The organism is Nocardioides phosphati (genome assembly GCF_014646375.1).
Taxonomy (GTDB): Bacteria; Actinomycetota; Actinomycetes; order Propionibacteriales; family Nocardioidaceae; genus Nocardioides; species Nocardioides phosphati.
On sequence record NZ_BMNI01000002.1, the window covers coordinates 126,258 to 151,929 of the forward strand.

Genomic DNA, 25,672 nt, shown 5'->3' on the forward strand with positions numbered 1-25,672 from the left:
GGCCCCGTCATGGCGTCGCTGACCAGCCGCGGCCGCACCGCCGTCGCAGGCGGCGTCACCGCCGTCATCGCCGGCGTGGTCCTCGGACAGCCGGCACTCACCTCGGTGGGTGTCCTGCTCGCCCTGCTCCCCCTGCTCGGCCTCGCCGCCCTCCGCCGCGAGCGGCCCGTCGCCGTCCAGCGCACCCTCGACCCGCGCCGGGTCCCCGCGGGGCAGCCGGCGCGGGTGCAGCTCACGCTCGACGGCGAGGCAGGGGCGGGCGCCCTCCTGCTCGAGGACCGGGTGCCGTGGGCACTCGGCGTACGGCCGCGGTTCGTGCTGCCGACGGCACGGCGCACGTGGACGACGCGGGTCGACTACACGGTGCGCTCCGACGTGCGCGGCAGGTTCACGCTGGGTCCGGTCACCCTGCGCGCCGCCGACCCCTTCGGCATGGCCGAGCGCACCACGACCGTGCCCGACCTGGGCGACCTCGTGGTCACCCCGACCGTCGTGCCCCTGCAGGCCGCGGGCCGGGCTGGCGCGTGGACGGGCGCCGGCGACAACCGGCCGCGGGCCTTCGCCAACGGCAGCGCGGAGGACGTCACCGTCCGTGAGTACCGCCACGGCGACCCGCTCCGGCGGGTCCACTGGCGCAGCAGCGCACGCACGGGCGAGCTGATGGTCCGGCGCGAGGAGCAGCCCTGGCAGTCACGCGCGACCATCCTGCTCGACAACCGCGCCTCCGCGCACCGGGGGCACGGCGCCGGCTCCTCCCTCGAGGTCGCGGTCACCGCGGCCGCCTCGGTGGCAGCACACCTGGCCGCACGCGGCTTCGTCGTACGGCTGGTGACGGCTGACGGGCCGCCTGCCGGCGACGCGTGGCACGACCGCGCGACCCCCGCGGACGCCGACCGCCTGCTCGAGGAGCTCGCCGTCGTGGAGCCCGTACGCCGCACCAGCCTCGCCACCGGCTGGCTCGACGCCACCTCGCGCCACGGGATGCTCGTCGCGGTGCTCGGCGACGTGGCCGACGACCGCGCCACCCTGCGCCGGCTGCGCCACCACGCCGATCCGGCGTACGCCCTCGTGCTGGACGTGGACCGCTGGGCGAACGGGGGCGGTCACAGCGACGTGGCCACGACGCTGCGCGCGAGTGGCTGGCGCGCGGTCCGCGTCGCACCCGACACTGCACTGCCCACGGCCTGGCGCGAGCTCGGGACGATGGCATGACGCGCGCGCACAGCGGACCGGCCGCCACACTCGCGGCGTGGACCGGGCTCACCACCTGGCTGGTCCTCTCCTCCTGGAACCGCCTCGTCGAGGTGCCCGAGGGCCTGCCCGGCAAGCTGCTGCTGGCGTTCGTCCTGGTCGCGGCAGTGGGGGTCGGCCTGCGCCGGCTGGGGCTCGAGTGGCCGTTCGCGTTCTGCGGACAGCTGCTCACCGCGACCGTCGTGCTCCAGGCCGAGCTGGGCAGCCGCTGGGTGCCCACGCCGTCGTCGCTGCGCACCGCCGTGCAGTCCGTCATCGACGCCCTCGGCTCCGCCCACGCGCATCCCGCACCGGTCGCCTCCGACGTCACCAGCATCGTGCCGCTGCTCGTCGTGGCCGGGGTGGCGCTCCACCTCGTCGTCGACCTCGTCGCGGTCTCGCTCCGGCGTCCCCTGGCCGCGAGCCTCGCGCTGCTCGCCGCTTGGGTCGTGCCGGTCAGCGTGCTCGGCACGGCCTCGGCGTGGCCCCATTTCGCCCTCGCGGCCCTCGCCTGGCTCGGGCTGCTCGCCGCCGAGCAGCGCGCCGAGCGGTCGCGGTGGGGACGGCCCGTCGATGCGCCCTGGTTCGACGCGGTTCGGCCGGGCAGCGCGGGCGTCGCGATCGCGCTGGTCGCCGTCCTCGCCGCCGTGGTGCTGCCCGCCATGCTCCCCCAGGGCACCGCGCTCACACTGCCCGGAGCCGGGCCGGCGCGCGACGGGACCGTGTCGCTCAGGGACCCGGTCGCCGACCTCCAGCGGGACCTCACCCGCGGCCAGGACGTCGACCTCCTCCGCATCAACGTGCCGAAGAGCGCGCCTCCTCCGGCGTACGTCCGGCTCAGCGTGCTCAACCAGTTCGACGGGGCGTCGTGGCGAGTGGGCAGCCGCTTGTGGCCGGCGAGCAACGGCACCGTCTCGGGCGCCTTCCCCGCAGCTCCCGCCCTGGCCCTGCCCGGCCAGCGCGTCCCGTGGGAGGTCGCCGTCACCCAGGCCTTCGCCTCCGACTGGCTCCCGACCCCGCACTGGACCTCGTCGCTCGTGGCCGGCCCCGGCTGGCGCTACGACAGCGAGTCCCTCGACGTGCACCGGACCGACTCGCAGGGCAGTGCCGCCGGCGAGACCTACGACGCCGTCGAGTACCTCCCCCACCTCACGGCGGAGACGCTGCTCGCCACCGACACGAGTGATCCCGATCTGGGCGCCGCCTACACCGCGCTGCCCGACTCGCGGCCCGCATGGGTCCACGATGTCGCCACCCGCGTCACCCGGGGCGCCACCACCGACTACGCCCGCGCGGTCGCCCTGCAGCAGTTCTTCCAGCGCAGCTTCACCTACTCCACGGCGACCGCGCCGGGCAGCGGCTTCAGGGCGCTCGGGGACTTCCTCAACCGGTCGCGCTCCGGCTACTGCGAGCAGTTCGCGGCTGCCATGGCGCTCCTCGCGCGCGAGCTCGGCATGCCGGCCCGGGTGTCGGTGGGCTTCCTCCGGCCGGAGCGACGGGGCCCCGGCTCCTACGAGTTCAGTGCGCACGACCTGCATGCCTGGCCGGAGATCTGGTTCCGCGGGGTCGGCTGGGTCGGCTTCGAGCCGACGCCCACCTCCCACACCGGTTCCGTGCCGTCGTGGTCGAACCCCCCGCCCCAGACCACGCCGAGCGTGAGCGCCTCACCGACCACGATCCCTTCGACCACGCCCAAGCCCCGGCAGCTCCCGCCTGAGCAGGACGGCGCAGCGACCGGGCAGGCCAGCATCGACTGGCGCGTGCCAGCGGTTCTCGGCGGTCTCGTCCTCGTCGCGCTCGCGGTGTGCCTGCCACGGCTGGTCCGCCGAGGGCAGCGTGCGCGGCGCCTCGGATCGGCCGACGTCGAGGACTGGTGGAGCGAGCTCCGCGCGGACGTCGTCGACGTCGGCATCACCTGGCCGACCGGCGCCTCACCGCGGGCGACGGCCCGGGCGCTGGCCACCCGGCTCGAGAGGAGCGACGCGTCGGACGCCCCGGCTGCACTGGCCGCCCTGGACAGGCTCGTCGGCAGCGTCGAGCTGGCGCGCTACGCGCCCGAGGGAAGCGGCACGGCGACACCCGACGACGTCGTCACCTGCGCGGCAGCACTGCAGGCGACGACCTCACCCCGCGGCGTACGCCGGGCACGGTGGTGGCCGCGGTCAGTCGTCGGTCAGGGACGGCTGCGCAGGGCGGAGAGCGCGTAGGTCGCGCTCGCGAGCATCACGACGAAGCCGCAGACCGCGAGGGGGATCATCTCGGCGACCGCACCGGTCATCAGCAGGGCGATGCCACCGAGGAAGACCAGGCCGGCGAGGATCGCGCGCTGGCGGGCGGCCCGGCGGAACGTGCTCCCGCGGAGGGTCGAGGCGAACTTCGGGTCCTCCTCGCTGAGCGCCCGCTCCATCTGCTCGAGCAGGCGCAGCTCTTCTTCCGAAAGCGGCACGGCCCCTCCTCCCTGCATGATGGTTCTGTCAGTGTCCAGTCTAGGCGGGTGTCCTCATCTCTGAGTACCCGCTCGGATCATTTTTTCACCGGTGCGCGACGAGGTGCACCTGACTGGCGAGCGGCAGGAACTCGGGAACCGTCGCGACCGCCCTCTCGAGCTCTGCGAGCGCGTCAGCGGCGCCCGGCTCGTTGTCGTGGAGGGCGCCGGGCACGAGGTCGCTGAAGACCCGGATCGCCTGGCGCGACGTCGTCGTGAAGCCCGTCGCCTGCAGCAGCTCCTCGAGCTCGGCGGAGGTGAAGCGGCGCCCGGCGCTGCGGGCACTCGCGGGCACCGCACCAGGGCCACCCTCGAGCAGCTCGCGGGCCTGCTGGAAGTGGCCGGCCATGGCCCGCGCGACCACCGCCGCGTGGCGCTGGGCGACGAGGAGGCTGAGCACGCCACCGGGACGGAGGACCTCGGCGATCGCGGTGAGCGCCGCCGACGGGTCGGGCACCATCTCGAGGACGCCGTGGCAGAGCACCACGTCGACGCTGCCGTCGGGCACGAGGGTGGCCAGGTCGGAGAGGTCACCCTGCTCGGCGGTGATGCGGTCGGCGACGCTGCGCTCCTCGGCCCGGCGGCCCAGGGCGGCGAGCGCGTCGGGGCTCGGGTCGATCACCCGCACCTGGTGCCCCCGCTCGGCGATGCGGACGGCGAAGCCGCCGGTGCCCCCGCCGATGTCGAGCACCGTGGCGCCCGGGAACTGGTCGAGGATGTCTTCGAGCGCCGCCCAGAGGACAGTCGCGCGGCGATCGGTGCCAGCCATGACGCCCACAGTAGTGGGAACGGCCATGGTCACGCCCCGGCGCGCAGGGCCGGCCGGAAGACGATCTCCTCCTCCACCGAGGTGTGGGGCGCCAGGCCGAGCGCCTGCTCGACGACCGCGAGGAAGCGGTCAGCCTCGCGGACCAGGTCGTCGGCCTCGCGCTCGGTGACCGAGCGCGTCGCGCCCGCCTCGGCCGCAGCACGCTTGGAGGCGCCGGCCGCGAAGAACGTCGCCCACTCCCCCAGCTCGGGCGCGACCTGGGCCAGCAGGACCCAGGCGTTCTTCTGCCGACGCTTCCGCGGGTCGGGGTGCGCCCGCGCGGCCAGGAGCGCGGCGGCCGCCCGCAGCGCCGCGACATGGGCGTGCGCGTAGCGCGACGGCACGTCGGCCGTCATGATCGCCTCGCGGAGGGACTCCGCGGAGCGCTCGAGGTAGGCGTGGGTGGTGGCCGGCAGCAGCATCATCGGCGGAGCTCCTTCATGTGTGTCGACCCTCAGCTGTTCGAACAGGTGTTCGATGGGGCGAACGCTACACCCGCCCTCCGACAGATGGGCCCGGCCGACAGGCCCTAGGGTCGGGCGCATGATCGAGATCTGGTTGAACCCCGCGTGCTCGAAGTGCCGCACCGCCGTCTCCGAGCTCGACGCAGCCGGGGCCGACTACACCGTGCGCCGCTACCTCGAGGAGCCGCCGACCGTCGCCGACCTCGAGGACGTGCTGGCCCGCCTCGGCGTGGAGCCCTGGCACATCGCCCGCACGGCCGATGCCAAGGGGCTGGGCCTGGAGCTCCCCGAGCGCAGCGAGGCAGAGCGTCAGAACTGGATCCAGCTCCTCGCCGACAACCCGAAGCTGATCCAGCGCCCGATCATCACGGCCGCCGACGGCACGACCGTCGTCGGCCGCGACGCCGAGAGCCTGGCGAAGGTGATCGCCGCAGGCTGACCCCCGGCAGCCCTCGCCCGGCGTAGGTTGCTCGCGTGGACTCCCTCGCGATGACCTTCACCAGCGGCTGGGCCAGCGGCGTCAACAGCTACCTCGTCGTCCTCGTGCTCGGCATCGCCGAGCGCCTCGGCGTCGACGGCCTCCCCCAGGTCCTCGGCCGCTGGGAGGTCCTCGCGGTCGCGGGCTTCCTCTACGCGATGGAGTTCATCGCCGACAAGGTCCCCTACCTCGACTCGACGTGGGACGCGATCTCCACCGCCATCCGGCCGACGGTCGGCGCGGTCATCGGCGTACTGCTGGCGGGTGATGCGGGCTCGCTCCAGGCTGCCGTCGGCGGCGTGCTCGGCGGCACCACCGCCCTGGCGTCCCACTCGGTGAAGAGCGGCAGCCGGCTGGCGATCAACACCTCGCCCGAGCCCTTCACGAACATCGTGGCCAGCCTCGGCGAGGACGTCACCGTGCTCGGCGTCGCGGTGCTCGCCCTCCACCACCCGTACGTCGCGGCCTCGATCGCCGCGGTGCTCCTGGTGCTCGGCCTGGTCGTCCTCTTCCTCGCCGTCAAGTACGTCCGGCGCGGCTGGCGCCGCTGGAAGCGCAAGGACCGCGAGATCCCCTCGTTCGCCTGACCGGCCCAACCGCTAGGTTCGCGCCCATGGCACGCATCGCAGTGATCGGCGGCGGGTTCGGCGGCATGGCCGCCGCGGCCCGCCTCGCCAAGCTCGGCCACGACGTCACGCTCCTGGAGCAGGGCCCGCGGCTCGGTGGCGCACTCGACACGATCGAGGCCGACGGCTTCAGCTGGGACGCCGGCCCGGCGATGACACTGCTGCCCGCGGTGATCCGCGACCTCTTCCGCAAGTCGGGTCGGCCGCTGGAGAAGGAGCTGGAGCTCGTCTCGCGCGACGTCATCCGTGAGCACTGGTTCGCGGACGGCAGCACCGTCACGCTCCGCGGCGGCTCCCGCGGCGTCCAGTACGACGCGTTCGAGGAGCTCGGCAAGGGCCTCGGCCAGCAGTGGTGCGACCACGTGGCGGCGTACGCCGACGACTGGGAGGTCGTCCGCCGGGAGTACCTCGAGCGACCGTGGCGCCCCGAGATCGCGAGCAAGGAGGTCGTCGCCCGGCTGCAGTCCCGCACGATGCTCGCGAAGCGGCTCAAGAAGGAGCTCGGTGACGAGCGGCTCCGGCTGGTGGCCGGCCACCCGTTCTTCATGGACGGCCACGACCTGCGCAACGTTCCGGCATGGATGGGCGTCAACGCCTACGTCGAGCAGAACTTCGGCGCCTGGACCGTCCCCGGCGGCATGGCGCGCCTTGCCGACGCGTTGGCCTCGCGGCTCGAGACGCGGCGGGTGACCGTCGAGCTCGACACCCCGGTCACCGACATCGTCGTCCGCGACGGGCGCGCGGTTGCGGTCGCCACCGCAGCCGGCGAGGTCGACGCGGACGCTGTCGTCTGCGCCGTCGACCCGCGCCGCGTCCCCACCCTCGCGCCGTACGTCGTGAAGACGATGCCCGCGATCCCGCCGTACGTCGTGCACCTGGGCCTCGACGGCGACGTGCCGGACCTCGGGCCCGAGACCGTGTTCCACGGCGACCCGACCATCGTCGTCCGCACCGGCGGCACTGCCCCGGAGGGCTGCCACGCGTGGACCCTCTACGGTCGCGGACACCTCTCCGAGGACATGGTCCTCGCGCTGTCGCGCATGGGCGCCAACGTGCGGGCCAACGTCGTCGCCCGCGTGGACCGCACTCCGCGGGCCCAGGTCGCCGGCCTCGGCAGCTCGCCGCTCGGCGTGCTGTGGCAGGGGCGAGCGACGCTGCAGCACCGCCTCGGCCCGCGCACGCCGGTCGAGGGCGTCTACGCCGCCGGCGCCAACGCGACCCCCGGCTCCGGTCTCCCCTACGTGGGGCTCTCCGCGAGCCTGGTCGCCCAGGAGATCGGACCGGCCTGAGGCCCACGAGGGTCAGAGGTCGAGCGCCTCGAAGATCTCGCGCGTCGCCTTCGACCGGTTCAGCGTGTAGAAGTGCAGGCCGGGAGCGCCGCCCTCGAGCAGCTCGCGGCAGAGCTCCGTGGCCAGGCGGATGCCGTTGGCGCGGATCTCGGCCGGCTCGGTCAGCCCGTCGAAGGTCGCGACGACGTGATCGGGCACGGAGGTGCCGATCAGCTCGCCCTGCTTGGCGATCGCACTGAGGTTCAGGATCGGCATGATGCCCGGCAGGATCGGCATGTCGACGCCGTGCGCGCGCACCCGCTCGACGAGCGCGAAGTAGTCCTTCGCATCGAAGAACATCTGCGTCACCGCGAACTCCGCGCCGGCACGCGCCTTCTCGACCAGCACCTCGGCGTCGTGGTCGAGGGAAGCCGCCGACGGGTGCCCCTCGGGGAACGCCGCGACGCCGACGCTGAAGCCGCCGCGCGCGGTGGCCAGGTGGACCAGGTCGACGGCGTGCTCGAAGCCGCCCTCGGTCGGCGTCCACTCGGCACGCGGACCCTCCTTGGGGTCGCCCCGCAGGGCGAGGACGTTGGTGACGCCCGCCCCGGCGTACGCCGCGAGGATCTCGTCGAGCTCGTCCTTGGTGTGGCCCACGCAGGTCAGGTGCGCCATCGGGAGCAGCGAGGTCTCCTGGACGATTCGGCGCGTGATGTCGACGGTGCGGTCACGCGTGGACCCGCCGGCGCCGTAGGTCACGGAGACGAAGGTGGGCTCGAAGGCCTCGAGCTCGCGGATGGCCTGCCACAGCTGCGCCTCGCCCGCCTCGTCCTTGGGCGGGAAGAACTCGAACGAGAACGATCGCTCCCCTGAGCGGATCCGGTCCCCGATCCTGTGCCTGGCCTCGGTCATGCGCCCATCGTAAGGATCGCTAGGCTCGCAACGTGCCGCCGTCCAACTCTGCCGTCTTTGACCCTGCGCGTTTCCGTGAGGCCGTCCAGGGCGTGCTCGACGCCTTCCTGGACGAGCAGGCGGAGCGTCTCGCCGCCCTCGGCCCGGACGCCGCCGCCCTCATCGCCGAGGCCCGGATCGCGGTCTCCGGAGGCAAGCGGCTGCGCGCCGCCTTCTGCCACGCGGGCTACACCGCGGTGCGGCCGGGCCCCCGCGACGACCAGACCGAGCAGGCCCTCCTCCGCGCGTGTGCATCGCTCGAGCTGCTCCACGCGAGCGCGCTCGTCCACGACGACTACATGGACGCCAGCGACACCCGCCGTGGCCGCGCCGCCAGCCACCGGATCTTCGAGGCCGCCCACACCGACGCCGGCTGGGACGGCAACCCCCAGCAGTACGGCGCGGCCGCCGCGATCCTGCTGGGCGACCTGCTGCTGACCTGGGCCGACGAGCTGCTCCGCCGCTGCGGCCTGCCGCTGGCCGAGGTCGCGCCCGCGCTCGACATGTTCGACCTGTGCCGCTCCGAGGTCGTGGCCGGCCAGTTCCTCGACGTCTCCGTGCAGGCGCGCGGCGCCGCCGACGTCGAGACCGCCATGACCGTGCTGCGCTACAAGTCCGCCAAGTACTCCGTCGAGCGGCCGCTGCACATCGGCGCCGCGCTGGCGGGCGCCACGCCCGAGCAGATCGAGGCGCTGACCGCCTTCGGCGTGCCGCTCGGTGAGGCGTTCCAGCTCCGCGACGACCAGCTCGGCGTCTTCGGCGACCCCGAGCTCACCGGCAAGCCCGCCGGCGACGACCTGGTCGAGGGCAAGCGCACCGTCCTGGTCGCGATGGCCCTGCAGTCGGCACCGTCGCCGGAGGCGACGGTGCTCGACGAGTCCCTCGGGACTCCCCTCGACGCCCGCATGGTCGACGAGCTGCGCCGGATCATCACCGACGCCGGTGCCGACGTCGCGGTCGAGCGGATCATCGAGTCGCTGACCGAGCAGTCGCTGGCCGCGCTCGACGCGGCCCCGCTCGACGGCGGCGCCAAGGGCACCCTGCGCGACCTGGCGGCCGCGGCCACCCGGCGTACGACCTGACGGAGCGGCGCGAGACGGTAAGGACACACAAGCCGGCGCAAGGTCCGGTTCGTCCACATGTGACCGGCAGTGACCACGGAAACGTGTCCGTACCTGCACGGACACAGGCGGCTCAGTCGGCGGGGTCGAGCAGCCAGACGGCGAACGCCGGCTCCTGCTCGGTGCGGTCGTCCAGGACCAGCACGACCTGCCCGAACGCCGAGGGGTCGTCGGCCTGCAGCGTCTGCCAGCCCGACCACTCCAGACCGGTCGGCTCGGTGAGGTCGCCCAGGCAGTCGGCGAGGGCGTCGAGGTTGGCGCCGTAGTGACCGGGGAAGCCCAGGGCCTGCCCGATGCGCACGAGGACCTCGCGCCGGTCGCCGGTGTCACCCGTGTCGACGCGGACCGTCCTCATCGCGCGATCCGCTCGAAGGAGGAGTAGTGGTCGCCGGTGTAGAAGAACTCGTCGTCGTCGCCCGTGATGATGCGCCGGGCGCCGCGGTCACCCTCGCCCGGGGTGGGCACGGTGTACTCGTGGTAGTAGCCACGCGCGTGCTGCGGGAGCAGCCCCTCGTAGTTGCCGAAGGTCACGCCGTCGCGGTCGTAGGGGTAGGGACCGTCGTGGTCGATCAGCTCGAGGGTCTCCTCCGCCTCCGGCGGAAGCTGGTCGACGCGGACCCAGCGCAGGCCCGAGACGGGGTCGGTGCCCGAGGCGGCCGAGGCGGCCGAGCCGCGCGACGCGTCCGGGGAGGTCGTGCGGACCGGAGCTGACGGCTCCGTGCGGTGCGCCGCCGAGGGCTGGGTGCGCGCGGCCGAGGGCCGGTCCGCACGGTCGTCACCCGTCGGCGCGACGGTCCGGCCGTCGAGGAGCCACAGGGCGCCCAGGACGAGCGCGACGAGCAGGGCCGCGAACAGCGGGCTCCGCGTGCGCGGCAGGCTCATCAGCTGAAGGCCTCGACCCGGGCGCGGCGCTGGACCTCGCTGCCCCGGTTCTCGCGCAGGGCGTCGATCGGGCGGCCGGGCAGCTCCTGGTCGGTGAAGATCCACGCGATGCAGTCGCGGTCGGTCCAGCCGCCGTCGTGGAGGACGGTGAGCAGGCCGGGCAGGCCCTTGACGACCTCGCCGTCCTGGATGAAGAGGGCGGGCACGCGCTGGCCCACGCCCTCGCTGGGCACGGCGCCGGCGAGCGAGTGCTCCCTGATCATCGTGCGCACACGGTTGACGCTGACGCCGAGCGCCTTGGCGGCACCGTGCCAGTCGAGCCAGTCATCGACGAGGACAGAGAGATCAGCAGTCACGGGGTCAGTCTTCCATGGCGAGGCCCACTCGCTATTTTTCACTCCAATCCCTTGAGCCCCAGCAGACTCAGCAGTTACTGTCAATCGACCGTTCGGACCATTTCTCCGGGGAGCAGCACCGGCTCCCGCCGCCGTACGGTCTGACGAAAGGGCAGGTCCATGACCTCCACCCGCACGATCACCCGGCTGCTGGCCGGCCTGCTCTCGACCGCCGTCGTCGGCGCCGGTCTCGCGCTCGCCTCCCCCGCCGATGCCCACCACGCGGACCTGCCCAAGGGCCGCACGATGACGCCGCACACCGTCCGCGCCGGCGAGACCGCGACCGGGCTGGCCGTGCGCTACCACGCCTGGACCGACGAGCTGATCCGCTACAACCACCTCGGCCGCCACGGCCAGCTGTACGTCGGGCAGCACATCGTCATCCCGCAGGTCACCGCCCGCCTCCACAAGAAGCCGAAGCGCGCCGCGCACCACCACGCCTCCCGTGCGCCCAAGGCCACCGCGCGCACCTGGAAGCACGCCGACCCGTCGCGGGCCACGGTCCGCGCCGCGATCGTCCGCGCGGCGCGCGCCCACGGCGTCGACCCCGAGCTGGCGCTCGCCGTGTCGTGGCAGGAGTCCGGCTGGCAGATGCACCACGTCTCCTGGGCGTCCGCGATCGGCGCCATGCAGGTCCTGCCGAGCACCGGCACCTGGATGAGCCTGTACGCCGGCCGGCCGCTCAAGCTGACCCGCCTCGAGGACAACGCCCTCGCGGGGGTCCTGCTGCTGAAGGTCCTCGACCAGAACACGCACTCGCAGCGGCACCAGATCGCGGCGTACTACCAGGGCCTGGGCGCGGTGCGTGAGCACGGCCTCTACCGCGACACCGAGCGCTACGTGGCGAACGTCAAGCACATCAAGCGCCGCCTCGAGAACGGCTGGCGTCCGGCCTGACGGCGGCGCGCCGGGGAGCCGCACCGCCAGACCGCCCAGCCATCCGTACGATGACGCCCGTGGATCCTCGAGTCGAACGGGACGCCAGCGACCCGTTGATCGGGCGCCTGCTGGACGGCCGCTACCGCATCGGCGCCCGCGTGGCACGTGGCGGCATGGCGTCCGTCTACGAGGCGACCGACGTCCGGCTCGACCGGGTCGTGGCCGTCAAGGTCATGCACCCCGGCATGGGCGACGGCTCCACCGACGACGACTTCGCGCAGCGCTTCGTCCGCGAGGCACGGGCCGCCGCACGACTGTCGCACCCCCACGTGGTCAGCGTCTTCGACCAGGGCACCGACGGCCACGACGTCTTCCTGGTGATGGAGTTCGTGCCCGGCCACACGCTGCGCGACGTCGTGCGCTCCGAGGCGCCGCTCTCCCCCCGCCGGGCCCTCGCGCTGCTCGAGCCCGTGGTCTCCGCGCTCGCCGCAGCCCATCAGGCCGGCCTGATCCACCGTGACATCAAGCCGGAGAACGTCCTCATCAGCGAGCGCGGCAACGTCAAGGTCGCCGACTTCGGTCTGGCCAAGGCGATCAGCGCCGACACCCAGCACACCGCGACCGGCGGCGTCCTCATCGGCACCGTCTCCTACCTCGCCCCCGAGCTGGTCGTCGACGGCCGCGCCGACGCGCGCGCCGACGTCTACGCCGCCGGCGTCGTCCTCTACGAGCTGCTCACCGGCCAGAAGCCCCACCAGGGCGAGAGCCCCATCCAGGTCGCCTACAAGCACGTCCACGAGGACATCCCTGCGCCGTCCGAGCTGGTCCCCGGGCTCCCGGCGTACGTCGACGCGCTGGTGGCGCGCGCGACGGCCCGCGACCGCGGCCTGCGCCCCGCCGACGGCACCGTGCTGCTGCGCCAGCTCCACCGCGTGCGCAACGCGGTCGACGCCGGCGTCCAGGACGACCCTGAGCTCTACGCGGACCTGGCGCTGCCGGCCCCCGTGGTTGCGGACGACGCCTTCGCCGCCGAGGCCGACGACGTCGAGCACACCACCGAGGAGAGCGCCGACTTCGAGCTCTACGACCAGGCCAGCGACGAGGGCTGGGAGGGCGACGACGGCTGGGAAGGCACGGCGGTCGTCGGCACCCCGACGCGCGCGACGCCGGTCGTGGCCGACGCGTGGCAGCCGCCGCAGCGCTCCCGGCGCGGCCCGGTGCTGCTCGCGGTCGCGCTCGTGCTCGCCCTGCTCCTCGGCATCGGCGCCTGGTGGTTCGGCTTCGCGCGCTACACGACCACCCCCGACGTCATCAACCTCACGGCCGGCCAGGCGGAGGCGAAGGTGGAGGCCGCCGGGCTCGACTTCGACGGCAGCGACCGGGCGTACAGCGAGACCGTGGCCGCCGGCCGCGTCATCAAGACCGACCCCGGCTCCCAGGAGCGGATCCTGCCCGGCGCCACCGTCCACGCGGTCATCTCGCGCGGCAAGGAGCGCTACGCGGTGCCCGTGCTGCGGGGCAAGACCGAGGACGACGCCCAGCAGCTGCTCGCCGACACGCACCTGACGTTCGGCCACTCGACGCAGAAGTACAACGACCGGATCCCCGAGGGACAGGTCGTCGGCAGCACGCCGGCCGCCGGCGAGATGCTCCGTCGCGACACCGCCGTCGACCTCGTCATCAGCAAGGGCCCGCGCCCGATCGACGTCGTCGACTGGACCGGCAAGTCGTTCAGGTCCGCGGAGCGCTGGGCGAAGTCGAAGAAGCTGAAGGTCGAGAAGACCGAGGCGTACAGCAACGACGTCGACGCCGGTGACGTCGTCTCGCAGGACCCCGCCGACGGTGACCTCTTCAAGGGCGACACCATCACCTTCGTGGTCTCGAAGGGGCCCCAGATGGTGACCGTCCCGCGCGTGGTCGCGATGGGCGTGCAGTCCGCCAAGAAGGCCCTCGAGGACGCCGGCTTCAAGGTCCGCGAGAAGCACAGCAGCGTCTACCTGGGCCTGGGCTACGTCACCTCCGTGGACCCGGGCGAGGGCGAGAAGGCCCCGCGGGGCAGCACGGTGACGATCTACCTGGTCTAGGGTCTGCGGGTGCTCCACGAAGACCTCGTCCGTTCCCGCCCCATCGGCTCCCACGTCCCCGTCGGCAAGGGGCTGGTCAGCGGCGCCCTCGCCACCATGCGCGAGATCGGCCACGAGACCCTCCAGGTGTTCGTCGGCAACCCGCGCGGCTGGGCGCTCTCGGCCGGCAAGCCGGCGGAGGACGCGGCGTTCCGGCGCGAGCTCGAGGAGTCGGGAACGCGCGCGTTCATCCACGCGCCGTACCTGGTGAACCTCGGCTCCCCCACCCCTGCGACGTACGAGAAGTCGGTCGCGGTCCTCGCCCACAACCTCAAGCGGGCGGCCGAGATCGGGGCGGAGGGCGTCGTCGTCCACACCGGCTCGTTCGTCGACCCGAGCGGGTCCCCGGAGGCGTACGCCGCCGCGATGCGCCAGGTCCGCGAGGGCCTGCTGCCGATCCTGGAGACGCTCGAGGACGACGCCGCGCCGTGGCTCCTGCTCGAGCCCACGGCAGGCCAGGGCCGCTCCCTGTGCGCCGGCGTCGAGGACCTGACGGCGTACCTCGGCGCGCTCGACCACCACCCGAAGGCCGGGATCTGCCTCGACACCTGCCACGTCTTCGCGGCAGGCGCCCCGCTCGACGAGGAGGGTGGCGCGACCGCGACGCTCGACCGGATCGTCGAGATCGGCGGCGAGGGCCGGCTGCGGCTGATCCACGCCAACGACTCGATGGACGTGCGCGGCGCCTTCAAGGACCGCCACCAGAACATCGGCGACGGCCACATCGGCCGCGACGCCTTCCGGGAGCTCTTCGCGCACCCGGCGACCGACGGCGTGCCGTTCATCCTCGAGACGCCCGGCTCCCGTGAGGAGGCCGACGACCTCAAGGCGCTGCAGGAGCTGCGCGCAGAGGCGCTCTCCCGGGGTTGATGCGCGGGGCTGACGGGCGCACGATGGAGGGTGCGGGGTCAGCAGGGCTCAGCCGAAGGAGACCCGACATGACAGGTCACGTCATCCACCTCAACACCGAGATCAACGCCTCACCGGAGGCCGTGTGGGACGTCCTCACCGACGTCGCCCACTATCCGGAGATCCTGCGCAGCGTGAAGGCGACCCGGGTGGGCGACGAGCCCTACGACGTCGGCACCAGCTGGGTCGAGGAGCGCACCTTCTTCGGCCACCACGGCGAGGAGGAGCTGCGGGTCACCGAGTGCGTCGAGCCGCGCCGGACCACCCACGAGACGCGGGTCGACCACGACAGCATCCGGTCGGCGTACGTGCTGCAGCCGCACGGCGACGGCAGCACCAAGCTGCTGGTCACCGCCACGCTCGACATCACCGACCGTACGTCGACGGAGCGCATGCTCTGGAACGCCTTCGGTGCCCACAGCTACAACGCGACGCGGAAGATGCTCGAGCACGATCTCGAGGACATTCGCACCGAGGCCGAACGCCGCGGGGCACAGACCGGCGGGGCACACCGGGCGAGCTGACCGGAATCGGACCTGACCGCAGCCGCGGTTAGGATCCCCGGCATGCCCGTGTACTGCATGCACTGCGGCGCCGAGCTCGGGGCGGGACGCTTCTGCACGAACTGCGGTACTCCTGTCGGGAGCGCGACGCCCCCGGTCGACGTCGAGATCCTCGACGCTCCACCCGCGCCCGCCACCGCCCGGACCGCGCCGACCGCACCCGCCGCGGCCGTCCCGGCGGCCGCACCTGCCCGGGCGAGCACCGACCACCGTCCGCACTGGACCGGCTGGCTCCTCCTCGCGGTCGCCGTGCTGCTCGCGGCACTGCTCGGCAGCTGCCTGGCCCGCGGCAGCGACCACCCGAAGAAGGCCTCCGCGGAGCCGACCGCCTCTGCCTCGACCGCGTGGGCGTCGCCCTCCAAGGGCAGCCCGACGCCCGCCGACACCGGTCGCGCCGGGGTCGACCTGGCCCGCGACGCGACGGTCACCGCCCCGCGCCCGATCCGGCCGGGCACCGACCTCGCCGGCCACCGGGTCCCCTACCCGGCGACCAACATGCTCGACGGGCGCCGCGACTCGGCGTACCGGCTGGCGGGTGACGCGACCGGCACGGTGATCCGCTTCGACCTCGGCAGCGAGCGCACGGTGACCGCGGTCGGGCTGGTCAACGGCTACGCCAAGGTCGACGGCGCCACCGACTGGTATCCCCTGAACCGGCGCATCCAGCGCGTCGAGTGGCGCTTCGCCGACGGCACGACGGTGCAGCAGGACCTCGTCGACACCCCCGACCTGCAGGCGATGCAGGTCGCTCCGGAGAAGACGAGCTGGGTCGAGCTGCGGCTGGTCCAGGTCAGCAAGCCCGGCGGCGGCCACGGTGGCAAGGACACCACGGCGATCAGCGACGTGCTGCTGCTCGGCTCCTGACGGCGCCGCTGCCGGTCAGGCGCGTCAGGCGCGCTTGCGGCCCGCGGCCAGCATGTCCGCGACGAGGAACGCCATCTCCAGCGACTGGACGCGGTTCAGGCGGGGGTCGCAGACCGACTCGTAACGCTGGTTGAGGTCGTCGGCCGAGAGCATCTCGCCGCCACCGACGCACTCGGTGACGTCGTCACCAGTGAGCTCGACGTGGAGACCGCCCGGCCAGGTGCCGACCGCGTTGTGCGCGTCGAAGAAGCCCTGGACCTCATCGATGACGTCGTCGAAGTTGCGGGTCTTGTAGCCCGAGCTCGCCTCGAAGGTGTTGCCGTGCATCGGGTCGCAGATCCACGCGACGTTGAGCCCCTCGGCCTTCGCCTTCTCCAGCAGCGGCGGGAGACCCTCGCGGATCTTGCCGGAGCCGAAGCGGGTGATGAAGGTGAGCCGGCCGGCCTCGTTGGCCGGGTTGAGCTTGGCGGCCAACGCGAGCGCGTCGTCGGGCGACGTCGTCGGTCCGAGCTTCACGCCGATGGGGTTCTTGATGTGGCTCAGCAGCTCGACGTGGGCGCCGTCGAGCTGGCGCGTGCGCTCGCCGATCCAGACCATGTGCGCGGAGACGTCGTACGGCGCGTTGGTGCGGCTGTCGATGCGCGTCATGGCGTGCTCGTACTCCAGCACGAGGGCCTCGTGGCTGTTGTAGAAGTCGACACCGTGGAACTCGCGCGGGTCGGCGCCGATCGCCTTCATGAACTCGAGCGCCTTCTCGATCTCGCCGGCGATCTTCTCGTAGCGACGACCGGCCGGTGCCGAGCGCACGAAGTCGGTGTTCCACGTGTGGACCTGGCGCAGGTCGGCGTAGCCGCCCGTGACGAACGCGCGCACGAGGTTCAGCGTGGCGGCGGAGTTGTTGTAGACGTCGACCAGGCGCTGCGGGTCGGGGATGCGCGAGGCCTCGGTGAAGTCGTAGCCGTTGACGGCATCACCGCGGTACGCCGGCAGCGTGACCTTCTCGCCGTCGATCGTGCGCGTCTCGAAGTCGCTCGAGCGCGGCTTGGCGTACTGCCCCGCGATGCGGCCGAGCTTCACGACCGGGACCGACCCGGCGTACGTCAGGACGACGGCCATCTGCAGGAGGACACGGAGCTTGTTGCGGACGTTGTCGGCCGTCACGCCGGCGAAGGTCTCGGCGCAGTCACCGCCCTGCAGGATGAAGGCCTCGCCACGCACGACCGCGGCGATCTTCTCCTTGAGGTCGTCGCACTCGCCCGCAAAGACCAGCGGCGGCGACGTGCGCAGGCGGTCGACGGCGAGGTCGACGGCCGCGGCGTCCGGATAGGTGGGCTGCTGGGCAGCCCCCATCGCGTGCAGCGCGGACAGGTCGGGAACGGTGCTGGTCACGCAGTCAAGACTACGGGGCGGGCGAGGTTACTCGCGATTCGGTTGGTGACACCGGACACCCCGGCGAGCGCGCTCAGGACGCTGCCGACGGCCCGGCCCTAGGATTGCGGCGTGTCCGACCTCCTGCACGTCGCCCCGGCCGAGCTCGTCTTCCACGTCGACGAGCCGCGGATCTCCCCCGACGGAGCCGTGATCGAGCTCGACTACCGGATCGCCCACGTGTCCACCGTCGGGCCGGTCGAGCGCTTCACCGAGACGGTCACACTGCCCGCCGTCGCGTCGCCGGTCGAGGTCGGCGAGGGCTTCCGTGCGCTGGCCCGGCTGCTGGCGCTGGCCGCCGGCACGTCGTACTACAAGGCGCTCGTGCCCGGCACGATCTCGGTCGCCGGCGGGCTGACCGACGCAGAGCGACACTTCCTCACCGAGGTCGTGAAGGGCGGGCTCGCGGAGTTCGCCTACCGCAACGACCTGCCGCAGGCTCTCTTCCCTGTCATCCAGGCGCCGGCCCTGCCGGCGGCCGACGGCTCGCCGGTCGCGCCGACGCACGCCACGGCGCTCGTCGCCGTCGGCGGCGGCAAGGACTCCATCGTCACCCTCGAGTCCGTACGCCGGGTGGCCGACGTGACGCTCTTCTCGGTGAACTCCTACGAGCCGATCACGCGCACGGCCGAGGCCTCCGGCCTGGAGCTGGTGCAGGCGAAGCGCGTCCTCGACAAGCGACTCTTCGCGCTTAACGAGGCCGGCGCGCACAACGGCCACGTGCCCGTGACCGCGGTCAACTCGATCATCGCCTGCCTGATCGCCCTCCGCGGCGGCTTCGACACGGTGGTCTTCGCCAACGAGGCCTCCTCGTCGTACGGCAACCTCGAGTGGCACGGCGTCGAGGTCAACCACCAGTGGAGCAAGGGCCTCGGCTTCGAGGGCATGCTGCGCTCGCACGTCAGCCCGTGGGGCGTCGACTACGTGTCGTTCCTGCGGCCGCTGACCGAGCTGGCGATCGTGCGCCGCTTCGCCCAGCTGCCGTACCTCGACGTCTTCACCTCCTGCAACCGCGCCTTCCACCTCGACGCGTCGCGCCGGCGGAACTGGTGCGGCGAGTGCCCGAAGTGCACCTTCGTCTTCCTGATGCTCTCCCCGTTCGTGCCGCGCGCCCAGATGGACGCGATCTTCGGCAAGGACCTCTTCGCGGACGAGTCGCTCCGGCCCTTGTTCCTCGACCTGCTCGCGATCGGCGACGGCCACAAGCCCTTCGAGTGCGTGGGCGAGCCGAGCGAGTGCCGCGCGGCGTACACCCTGCTCCAGACGCACCCGGACTGGTCGTCGCACCCCTTCGTCACCGACCCGTCCCTGCGCGAGGCCGTGGTGTCGCCGGCCGAGGTCGAGGCGCTCTTCAGTTTCTCCGACCAGCACTTCCTGACCGGTGCTCTCGAGAAGGCTGCCCGTGAGGTTCTCTGACCTCGAGGGCCGCAAGGTCGCCGTCTGGGGCCTCGGCCTCGAGGGCCGCTCGGCGCTCGCCGAGCTGCAGGCACGCGGCATCGACGTGACCGTCGCGGAGTCGGACGCCGACGCCGACGTGCTGCGCGCGGCCGAGGTCGTCGTGAAGTCCCCGGGCATCCCGGTCACGTCTGCCTTGTACGGCGAGCTCGCCGCGTCGGGTGTGCACTTCACCTCGGTCACCGACCTCTTCCTCTCCGACAACGCCGCGCGCGCGATCGGCGTCACCGGCACCAAGGGCAAGTCGACGACCTCCTCGGCGATCGCCCACCTCCTGACGTACGCCGGGGTGCCGGCCGCGCTCGCCGGCAACATCGGCGCCTCGCTGCTCGACGCACCCGCGGACGGCACCGTCGTCCTCGAGGTGTCGAGCTACCAGGCGCAGTCGATCACCGTGTCGCCGCGGGTCGCCGTCGTCACGTCGCTCTTCCCCGAGCACCTGCCCTGGCACGGCTCGGAGGAGGCGTACTTCGCCGACAAGCTGAAGCTCGTCGCGACCGCCGAGCACGTCGTCGTGCCGGGCCACGACGAGGCGCTGGTCGCGCGCGTCACCCAGGCCATGTCGGCCGACGCCACCCTGCACCTGACCGGCGACATGCTCCGCGCCGACGAGTCCGGGCTGACCTGGGACGGCGTGGGCTCGATCCCGCCGGGCGAGCTCCCGCTCATCGGCGTCCACAACGCCCGCAACCTGGCGCTCGCCGTCCTCGCAGCCCACGTCGCGGAGCCCTCGCTCGACCCGGCCACGCTGCTCGACGGCGTACGCACGTTCGCGGCGCTGACGCACCGCATGGAGACGGTGCCGTCGAAGGACGGCCGGCGGTGGATCGACGACTCGCTGGCCACGGCGCCTGAGGCGGTCATCGCCGCCTTGTCCGTCTTCCCCGACGAGCCCGTCGCCCTGATCCTCGGCGGAGCGGACCGGGGCCTCGACCTGTCGCCGCTGGCCGACTACTTGCGGACGCGGCACTCCCCCGTCCATCTGCTGCTGATCGGGCCGGCCGGGTCCCGCTTCGGCCGTGAGCACGCCGACGGGCTGGGCCACGCCGTCCTCGAGTTCGGGCGGATGGCGGACGCCGTTGCGTGGGGGCTGTCCGTCGCCAACCCGGCGCAGGTCGTGCTGCTCTCCCCCGGCGCTCCGTCGTTCGACGAGTACAAGGACTACGCCGACCGCGCGCGCCACATGCGCGAGCTGATCGCTCCGGCCGACTGACGCGTCCGGCGTACGCTCACGGCATGGGAGCGGACGAGATCGTGATGCTGGTCGGGCTGGGAGTCGCGGTGCTGATCGTGGTCGCCTGGCTGGTGACCGTGTTCCGCATGCGGGGCCAGCGGGGGCTCGAGCAGGAGAACCCGCCGCGCCTCGACGCCACCCTCTTCCCGTGGTCGCGTGGCAACGGCGGACGCTGGTAGATCGCTGCCGGTCAGGCGCGCGGGCCGTCTGCCAGTGGCGCGATGCGCGAGCGCAGCAGGCAGAACTCGTTGCCCTCCGGGTCCTGGAGGACGTGCCAGCTCTCCTTGCCCGTCTGCCCGATGTCAGCAGGACGGGCGCCGAGCGCGAGCAGGCGCTCGAGCTCAGCGGCCTGGTCACGGTCGGTCGGGTTCACGTCGATGTGGAGGCGCGGCTTGGCCGGCTCCGGGTTCTCACACTTGCTGAGGTAGATCGTCGGCTGCGCGCCGCCGAAGCCGTCGCGGGCGCCGATCTCGACGCCCTCCTCCTCCCGTTCGAGGACCACGAAGTCGAGGACCTCGCACCAGAAGCGGGCGAGGAGCTCCGGGTCGCGACAGTCGAGGACGAGCTCTCCGATGCGGCAGGCCATGCCTGCACGGTACGCCGCTGGCCATGCCGCACGGTCGGGTCACGCGGACCCGTGCAACGTGACGGGCGTCGGAGCCGGCCCGATTCTCGTCCACAGGCAGCGGCCCTAAAGGGGCCTCTGACCTGCGGAAACATGTGAACCAGGCCTTGACGTCGAACACGCGTTCGGGCGAGAATGGGGCATGGCCAGCTCGGGCATGGCGTTCGCGGATCTGTCGAGGAGTGCACTCCTCGACACCGCCACCGCGCTGTCCGCAGCCGAGCGTCGCGCCCAGGTCGACCAGCTCCGCCTCGCGCTGGAGTGGGCGCTCGCCAACGGCCCCGACAGCCTCGACCCCGACACACGCGCGAAGGTCGGGCGCGCCTCGGTGCGGCTCTACGGCGGCCAGGGCACGCCCCAGGCCGCGACCACCGCCGGCGCTGACCTCGGCGCCCGCCTCGGCAGGTCCACCGCCGCCGGCGACTCTCTGATCGCCGATGCGCAGGACCTCAGGTTCCGCCTGCCCGAGCACTGGAGCCGGGTCAAGGCCCACGAGGTCGCGCCGTCGTACGCCCGGTTCGTCGCCCGCCGCACCCGCGAGCTCTCCCCCGAGGCCGCGCTGTACGTCGACCACGCTGTCGCCACCTACTCCGACGGCCGAATCCCCTGGTCGCGGTTCGAGGCCACGCTCGACGCCGCGATCAAGGCGGCCGACCCCGCCGTCGCCGAAGCCAGGGAAAAGGCCGCCCGCGAACGCCGCTACGCATTCGCCGCGCGCGAGACCGAGGACGGCATGCGGTCCTTCGTGCTCCGCACCGATGCCTTCGGGGTCGCCCGCCTCGACGCGACGGTGAGCCACCTCGCCGAGGTGCTCAAGGCGCTGGGCTGCGCCGAGCCGGTCGACCACCGCCGGGCGCTGGCGATGGTGCTGCTCGCCAACCCCGCCGAGGCGGTCAAGGTCCTGGCTGCCTACGCCACCTGGCGCGAGCGCCCCGCCGATCCCGACGAGGCATCGGACGGCGCGGGCAACGCCCTGCGCGACCCCTTCCTGCCCGCCGACCCCGCGGTCGCCGACGACGGCGCCGGCAAGGACCTCGACGGGATCGTCGCCGACGCCGACGAGCTCTGGCGGACCACCGCAGGGCAGAGTTTCGATGGAGCGAAGCCGGTCATCGACTGGACCAGGCTGCTCCCCAGCCTCACCGTCTTCGTCCACCTCTACGGCGGCCGGATCCACACCACAGAGTCACCACCCGGCCAGACACCGAAAGCGTTCGTGGGAGCCGACCGCGGCGAGGCACCCGAGATCATCCGCATCGAAGGGATCGGCACCGCCACCGAAGCCTGGCTCCGCACCCACTTCTCGCTGCACCCTGCCCACAAGGTCACCGTCCGACCGGTGATAGACCTCGAGCGGCTCGCACCCGTCGACGCCTGGGAGGTCCCCGAGCGCCACCGCCAAGCGGTGCGTCTGATGACGCCGGCTGACTGCTTCCCCTGGGGCTCGGCCACCACCAACCGGTCCGACGGCTGGTCCGGCATGCAGGTCGACCACACGAACCCGTGGCAGCCCGACGGCGGCCCGGGCCAGTCAGCCATCGGGAACTACGGGCCGCTCACGCAGTTCCACCACAACCTCAAGACCCACTGCGGCTGGGACGTGAAGCAGCCCTACCCCGGCATCTACGTGTGGCGCGATCCAGCCGGCGCCCACTACCTCGTCGACAACACCGGCACCCGCCGGCTCTGAGAGGCGACTCGCCCCTCAGCCGCGGGGAAGGTCGATCGGCCCGTCGTAGTCCTCCGGCTCCCCGGCGACCGGCGCGACGGCGTACTCCCTGCTGCCGTCGAGGCCGAGGCGCAGGACGGCCCAGCGGACATCGGTGTGGGACTCGGTGGCGCGATCGACCTTCCAGTCACTGACAACGGCGAGCACGTGCTCGTCGTCTTCCCACACCATCTCGTGGATGCCGACGTTCTTCGCCGTGCGCAGCCGGAGCCGCTGGTCGCCGGAGCTGGCGTCGAGGACGGTGAGCTCGTGGTCGCCCGAGCCGAAGAGAGCCGAGGTGCTGGCGAGCAGCAGGCCGGCATCCGGCGAGAAGGCGATCAGGCGGTCCTTGCACGTCGTCCAGAGCACGGAGCCATCGTGGTCCGCGACGCCGGCGCATGCCCCGTCGCCGTCGTCGATGACCCTGGTGGTTCCGGCCGTGAACCCGTTGGCTGCCACGGCGCGGACCTCGCCGATCCCTCCGTCGACTGCCTCCGCCGGCCGACCAGGACGGACCATCCACGTACGCCGCACCGTGCCGTCGGCATTCACCGGGGCGGGGCCGTGCACCAGCAGTGCGCAGTCTGCGTCGGGTCCCGTGCAGGTGTGCCCGGTCACCGCGATCGGCTCGAACCCGCCGCCAGGGGCAGGTGCGGGGAGCTTGGTCACCGTCCGACCGGCGTCCTCGATGACGACCGAGGTCCCGCGGGCCTGCACGACCCCGACCAGGGCGTGGTCGGGCGCGATGACGAAGGTGAGAAGGAAGTTTCCGGGCACGACCCGCCAGGAGCCCCTCGTCGTGCCGTCGTCGCCCACGAACGCCACCTGCCCGTCGCCGAGGTCGTCTCGCGTGCCCAGCAGGTAGCCGCCCGTCACCACGGCGAACTCGGTGACCGACGTCGGCGGAACAGCGAACCTGGTGTGGCCGCTGCCGGCGCGGAACTCGTTGCCCGCCAGGTAGCCCTCTGCCGGGGCCGCCCCGGCCGGGTAGTCGCCCAGCGCGAGGGCGCTGTCGTCCGGCCGGCCGGAGACCTGCGAGCCGGCGCGCGGCCCGTCCTGCCCGACGAGCAATATCGGCACTGCCACCGCCGCAGCGACTGCTGCCGCTGCACCGACAGCACCCACCCACCGGCGCGAGGGGCGGCGCGGGCGCTCAGTGCTCATGCGCCGACTCTGACAGCGCCACGCGCAGAGCGTGACTGATTCGCGCGAGGTTCCACCCGCGCGCACACCCCCATGCGTGAATACGGGTGTGAGGGACGACTTCGAGGCCTGGGTGCATGCACGGTCGCGCGCGCTGGCACGCGCGGCGTACCTCCTCGTCGGCGACGTCCACCTCGCGGAGGACCTCGTGCAGGAGACGCTGGGCCGGGTCGCGCAGCGGTGGGAGCGAGTCGCGCGGCAGGGCACGCCCGACGCGTATGCACACCGGGTGATGAACAACCTCGCCGTGGACGGCTGGCGACGGCGCGTACGCCGACCACGTGAGGTCGCGGAGACAGCCCACGAGTCCGCGGATTCCGCCCCGGCGAGCGGGACCACCGAGGCGCTGGCTCTGCGCGACGCCCTCATGCGACTCACCGTGAAGCAGCGGGCGGTGCTCGTCCTCCGCTTCTACGAGGACTACACCGAGGTGCAGACGGCGGGGCTCATGGGCTGTTCGGTCAGCACCGTCAAGTCGCAGACCCGCCACGCCCTGCAGAGGCTCCGGGAGCTTGCACCCGACGTACTCGCTGAGTTCGACGACCGCCGGGAGGTGGCACAACCATGACCAACGACCTACGGGACCTCCTCGACGACGTCGCCGATGCACCGGCGCGCGCGGTGCGCGTGGACGCACGGACGGCCTGGGCCGACGGCGCCCGACGCCGGGTACGCCGACGGGTCACGGTCGGCGCGCTCGGCCTGGCCGCCGTGGCGGCCGTCGTCGCCTCAGCACCGCTGCTGCACGGGACGAGCAGGGTGACGTCGTACACCAGCCAGCCGGAGGCACACACGGACCACTATCCGCAGCGCCTCGACTACGACTACGTGGGCACTGCGATGCCTGCCGTGACCGGTCCGCTCGCCGGCGTCGTCCAGCGCGGCAGTGAGCACGTGTCCGGCAACTACGCCGTCTCCCCCGGAGGGCGGATGTGGCGGATCGACGACGCCTACGGGCAGAGCGTTTCCATCTCCCCTGACGGCATCCACCTCGTCTACCTGCGAGGACCGGATGCTCCGAACGCACTCCTGACGATCACCGACCAGAACACCGGGGAGCGCACGACGTTCTCGAAGATCGGCATGGGCGCCAGCGAGCCGGCGAAGGGCAGGAACAGGGCACCGGTGTACTTCCACAGCGACCAGCAACCGGCATTCTGGAATCGCGACTCCACGAAGGTCCTGCTCCAGCTGGGCGCGAGCGACGGCTACGACGTCACGGCGGCGGGCATCCTCTCGGTAGATGGCGAGATGACGATCGTGCAGAACAGCAGGGACGTTCCCGGTGGTTCCCAGCCCATCGGCTGGGTCGATGACAACACCGTTGCCTTCGTCGTCGGCAGCAAGCCGGGTGCCCGCGTGGTGTTCGTGGATGCCGTCACCAGCAGGACGGTGCGCTCGTTCCCGCTCAAGGGGGCTCGCTCCGACGCGGTGTCGCAGTGGTACGGCTGGCTGACGCCGGACGGAGCCGCCGTGATGACACTCGACGACGACTTCGGCGGCAGGACCGATGCTCGCGTCCGCTTCTACTCCGCCGAGGCCGGCGACCGCGCAGGCACGAAGGACGCCACGATGCCCGTGCCGGACGGTCGGGACGACACCTGCCAGCCCACCCTGACCCGGCGCGAGACCTATGTTGCCGTGGACGCGGACGCGCGCGAGGACGGGGCGATACTCGCGCGCGTCAACGGCGGGACCCCGATCGTCGCGGACCCGCGACTCCACGTGACGTGCTCGGTCTGGGCGTCGTCCGCCCTCGAGGGCGGACCCGACCCGAGCATCGGTGGCCGGCTCTTCGGTACCGAGTCGACCTGGCTCTCCTGGCACTGGCGCGAGCTGATCGCCGGGGCCCTCGTACTGGTGGCGGCCGGCGGCGCGTTGGCCGTCGTACGACGCCGTCGGCGCTGAAGCCTGAACACCTTTCGGTGAAGCGCGTCCCTGCGCTGAAATAGCCCGACGACGCCCTACAGTGC

Annotated in this window: 27 protein-coding genes and 1 pseudogene; 18 read left to right on the forward strand and 10 right to left on the reverse strand. The window is 72.6% G+C overall.

Going from position 1 to position 25,672, the window contains the following annotated elements; genetic code table 11:
- The first annotated feature begins 9 nt into the window (after positions 1-9).
- Together IEX47_RS05510 and IEX47_RS05515 are read left to right on the forward strand one after the other, a co-directional pair.
- Complete coding sequence (locus IEX47_RS05510) at positions 10-1,212, forward strand: DUF58 domain-containing protein (protein WP_188783014.1); 1,203 nt, start codon at positions 10-12, stop codon at positions 1,210-1,212.
- Complete coding sequence (locus tag IEX47_RS05515; RefSeq protein ID WP_188783015.1) at positions 1,209-3,437, forward strand: transglutaminase TgpA family protein; 2,229 nt, start codon at positions 1,209-1,211, stop codon at positions 3,435-3,437. Before IEX47_RS05510 ends, IEX47_RS05515 begins: the two co-directional genes overlap by 4 nt.
- On the opposite strand, the gene IEX47_RS05520 is transcribed toward IEX47_RS05515, so the two are convergent.
- From IEX47_RS05520 to IEX47_RS05530, 3 genes are all read right to left on the reverse strand, one after another.
- Positions 3,404-3,676 carry an SCO2097 family morphological protein gene (locus tag IEX47_RS05520; protein ID WP_188783016.1) on the reverse strand — a complete coding sequence of 91 codons (273 nt, stop codon included), beginning with the start codon at positions 3,674-3,676 and terminating at the stop codon, positions 3,404-3,406. The genes IEX47_RS05515 and IEX47_RS05520 overlap by 34 nt on opposite strands.
- Before the next feature lie 85 nt (positions 3,677-3,761).
- A complete protein-coding gene (locus IEX47_RS05525) occupies positions 3,762-4,484 on the reverse strand; it encodes a methyltransferase domain-containing protein (RefSeq protein ID WP_229662652.1) in 723 nt (240 codons plus the stop codon).
- Positions 4,485-4,513: 29 nt separating this feature from the next.
- Positions 4,514-4,948, reverse strand: a complete 435-nt coding sequence (locus IEX47_RS05530) for an SAV_6107 family HEPN domain-containing protein (RefSeq protein ID WP_188783018.1) — start codon at positions 4,946-4,948, stop codon at positions 4,514-4,516.
- Between the two features lie 118 nt (positions 4,949-5,066).
- Between IEX47_RS05530 and IEX47_RS05535 the strand changes: the two genes are divergently transcribed.
- Genes IEX47_RS05535 through IEX47_RS05545 form a run of 3 tightly spaced genes read left to right on the forward strand, consistent with a single transcriptional unit; the run spans position 5,067 to position 7,380 of the window.
- On the forward strand, positions 5,067-5,426 hold the full coding sequence (locus IEX47_RS05535; RefSeq protein WP_229662653.1) for an ArsC/Spx/MgsR family protein: 360 nt from the start codon (positions 5,067-5,069) through the stop codon (positions 5,424-5,426).
- A gap of 35 nt (positions 5,427-5,461) precedes the next feature.
- Positions 5,462-6,052 (forward strand): DUF4126 domain-containing protein, encoded by a 591-nt coding sequence (locus IEX47_RS05540; protein ID WP_188783019.1) that lies wholly within the window; start codon positions 5,462-5,464, stop codon positions 6,050-6,052.
- A 26-nt stretch (positions 6,053-6,078) separates the two neighbouring features.
- On the forward strand, positions 6,079-7,380 hold the full coding sequence (locus IEX47_RS05545; RefSeq protein WP_188783020.1) for a phytoene desaturase family protein: 1,302 nt from the start codon (positions 6,079-6,081) through the stop codon (positions 7,378-7,380).
- A 12-nt stretch (positions 7,381-7,392) separates the two neighbouring features.
- Here the strand turns inward: IEX47_RS05545 and metF are convergent, their stop codons facing one another.
- Entirely contained in the window at positions 7,393-8,271 is an 879-nt protein-coding gene (metF, locus tag IEX47_RS05550) for a methylenetetrahydrofolate reductase [NAD(P)H] (RefSeq protein ID WP_188783021.1), read from the reverse strand.
- A gap of 32 nt (positions 8,272-8,303) precedes the next feature.
- On the opposite strand from metF, the gene IEX47_RS05555 reads away from it, so the two are divergent.
- Positions 8,304-9,392, forward strand: a complete 1,089-nt coding sequence (locus tag IEX47_RS05555; RefSeq protein ID WP_188783022.1) for a polyprenyl synthetase family protein — start codon at positions 8,304-8,306, stop codon at positions 9,390-9,392.
- 112 nt (positions 9,393-9,504) lie between these two features.
- Here the strand turns inward: IEX47_RS05555 and IEX47_RS05560 are convergent, their stop codons facing one another.
- The 3 genes from IEX47_RS05560 to IEX47_RS05570 are packed head-to-tail and all read right to left on the reverse strand — an operon-like array spanning position 9,505 to position 10,669.
- Entirely contained in the window at positions 9,505-9,786 is a 282-nt protein-coding gene (locus IEX47_RS05560) for a barstar family protein (RefSeq protein WP_188783023.1), read from the reverse strand.
- Entirely contained in the window at positions 9,783-10,313 is a 531-nt protein-coding gene (locus IEX47_RS05565) for a guanyl-specific ribonuclease (protein ID WP_188783024.1), read from the reverse strand. Before IEX47_RS05565 ends, IEX47_RS05560 begins: the two co-directional genes overlap by 4 nt.
- The gene (locus IEX47_RS05570; RefSeq protein ID WP_229662654.1) at positions 10,313-10,669 is read right to left on the reverse strand and encodes an Rv2175c family DNA-binding protein; all 357 of its coding nucleotides are present in this window, start codon (positions 10,667-10,669) and stop codon (positions 10,313-10,315) included. The genes IEX47_RS05565 and IEX47_RS05570 overlap by 1 nt, the downstream gene beginning before the upstream one ends.
- A gap of 159 nt (positions 10,670-10,828) precedes the next feature.
- Between IEX47_RS05570 and IEX47_RS05575 the strand changes: the two genes are divergently transcribed.
- The 6 genes and pseudogenes from IEX47_RS05575 (at position 10,829) to IEX47_RS05595 (ending at position 16,046) form a co-directional block, all read left to right on the forward strand.
- Complete coding sequence (locus IEX47_RS05575) at positions 10,829-11,605, forward strand: transglycosylase SLT domain-containing protein (RefSeq protein WP_188783025.1); 777 nt, start codon at positions 10,829-10,831, stop codon at positions 11,603-11,605.
- Between the two features lie 50 nt (positions 11,606-11,655).
- A pseudogene (gene pknB, locus IEX47_RS05580) lies at positions 11,656-13,461 on the forward strand (Stk1 family PASTA domain-containing Ser/Thr kinase); the annotation flags it as partial.
- 21 nt (positions 13,462-13,482) lie between these two features.
- On the forward strand, positions 13,483-13,671 hold the full coding sequence (locus IEX47_RS18215) for a PASTA domain-containing protein (protein WP_444544076.1): 189 nt from the start codon (positions 13,483-13,485) through the stop codon (positions 13,669-13,671).
- Between the two features lie 9 nt (positions 13,672-13,680).
- Complete coding sequence (locus tag IEX47_RS05585) at positions 13,681-14,580, forward strand: deoxyribonuclease IV (protein ID WP_188783027.1); 900 nt, start codon at positions 13,681-13,683, stop codon at positions 14,578-14,580.
- A 68-nt stretch (positions 14,581-14,648) separates the two neighbouring features.
- Positions 14,649-15,143 (forward strand): SRPBCC family protein, encoded by a 495-nt coding sequence (locus IEX47_RS05590; RefSeq protein WP_188783028.1) that lies wholly within the window; start codon positions 14,649-14,651, stop codon positions 15,141-15,143.
- A gap of 42 nt (positions 15,144-15,185) precedes the next feature.
- A complete protein-coding gene (locus IEX47_RS05595; RefSeq protein ID WP_188783029.1) occupies positions 15,186-16,046 on the forward strand; it encodes a zinc ribbon domain-containing protein in 861 nt (286 codons plus the stop codon).
- Positions 16,047-16,070: 24 nt separating this feature from the next.
- Here the strand turns inward: IEX47_RS05595 and IEX47_RS05600 are convergent, their stop codons facing one another.
- Positions 16,071-17,396, reverse strand: coding sequence for a class II 3-deoxy-7-phosphoheptulonate synthase (locus tag IEX47_RS05600; protein ID WP_188783320.1), 1,326 nt, complete (start codon positions 17,394-17,396; stop codon positions 16,071-16,073).
- A gap of 150 nt (positions 17,397-17,546) precedes the next feature.
- Here IEX47_RS05600 and IEX47_RS05605 point away from each other — a divergent pair, with 150 nt between their 5' ends.
- Genes IEX47_RS05605 through IEX47_RS05615 form a run of 3 tightly spaced genes read left to right on the forward strand, consistent with a single transcriptional unit; the run spans position 17,547 to position 20,342 of the window.
- A complete protein-coding gene (locus tag IEX47_RS05605) occupies positions 17,547-18,890 on the forward strand; it encodes a MurL-like N-terminal domain-containing (protein ID WP_188783030.1) in 1,344 nt (447 codons plus the stop codon).
- Entirely contained in the window at positions 18,877-20,142 is a 1,266-nt protein-coding gene (gene murD, locus IEX47_RS05610) for a UDP-N-acetylmuramoyl-L-alanine--D-glutamate ligase (RefSeq protein WP_188783031.1), read from the forward strand. Before IEX47_RS05605 ends, murD begins: the two co-directional genes overlap by 14 nt.
- A 23-nt stretch (positions 20,143-20,165) precedes the next feature.
- Positions 20,166-20,342, forward strand: coding sequence for a hypothetical protein (locus IEX47_RS05615; RefSeq protein ID WP_188783032.1), 177 nt, complete (start codon positions 20,166-20,168; stop codon positions 20,340-20,342).
- Between the two features lie 11 nt (positions 20,343-20,353).
- Here IEX47_RS05615 and IEX47_RS05620 read toward each other — a convergent pair whose 3' ends face one another.
- Positions 20,354-20,749 (reverse strand): VOC family protein, encoded by a 396-nt coding sequence (locus IEX47_RS05620; RefSeq protein ID WP_188783033.1) that lies wholly within the window; start codon positions 20,747-20,749, stop codon positions 20,354-20,356.
- Positions 20,750-20,930: 181 nt separating this feature from the next.
- Here IEX47_RS05620 and IEX47_RS05625 point away from each other — a divergent pair, with 181 nt between their 5' ends.
- Positions 20,931-22,478, forward strand: coding sequence for a hypothetical protein (locus tag IEX47_RS05625; protein ID WP_188783034.1), 1,548 nt, complete (start codon positions 20,931-20,933; stop codon positions 22,476-22,478).
- A 15-nt stretch (positions 22,479-22,493) separates the two neighbouring features.
- On the opposite strand, the gene IEX47_RS05630 is transcribed toward IEX47_RS05625, so the two are convergent.
- Positions 22,494-23,660, reverse strand: a complete 1,167-nt coding sequence (locus IEX47_RS05630) for a WD40 repeat domain-containing protein (protein ID WP_188783035.1) — start codon at positions 23,658-23,660, stop codon at positions 22,494-22,496.
- An 88-nt stretch (positions 23,661-23,748) separates the two neighbouring features.
- On the opposite strand from IEX47_RS05630, the gene IEX47_RS05635 reads away from it, so the two are divergent.
- On the forward strand, positions 23,749-24,267 hold the full coding sequence (locus tag IEX47_RS05635; RefSeq protein WP_188783036.1) for a SigE family RNA polymerase sigma factor: 519 nt from the start codon (positions 23,749-23,751) through the stop codon (positions 24,265-24,267).
- Positions 24,264-25,607: a hypothetical protein gene (locus tag IEX47_RS05640; protein ID WP_188783037.1), complete on the forward strand. Its 1,344-nt coding sequence runs from the start codon at positions 24,264-24,266 to the stop codon at positions 25,605-25,607. The genes IEX47_RS05635 and IEX47_RS05640 overlap by 4 nt, the downstream gene beginning before the upstream one ends.
- The last annotated feature ends 65 nt before the right edge of the window (positions 25,608-25,672 follow it).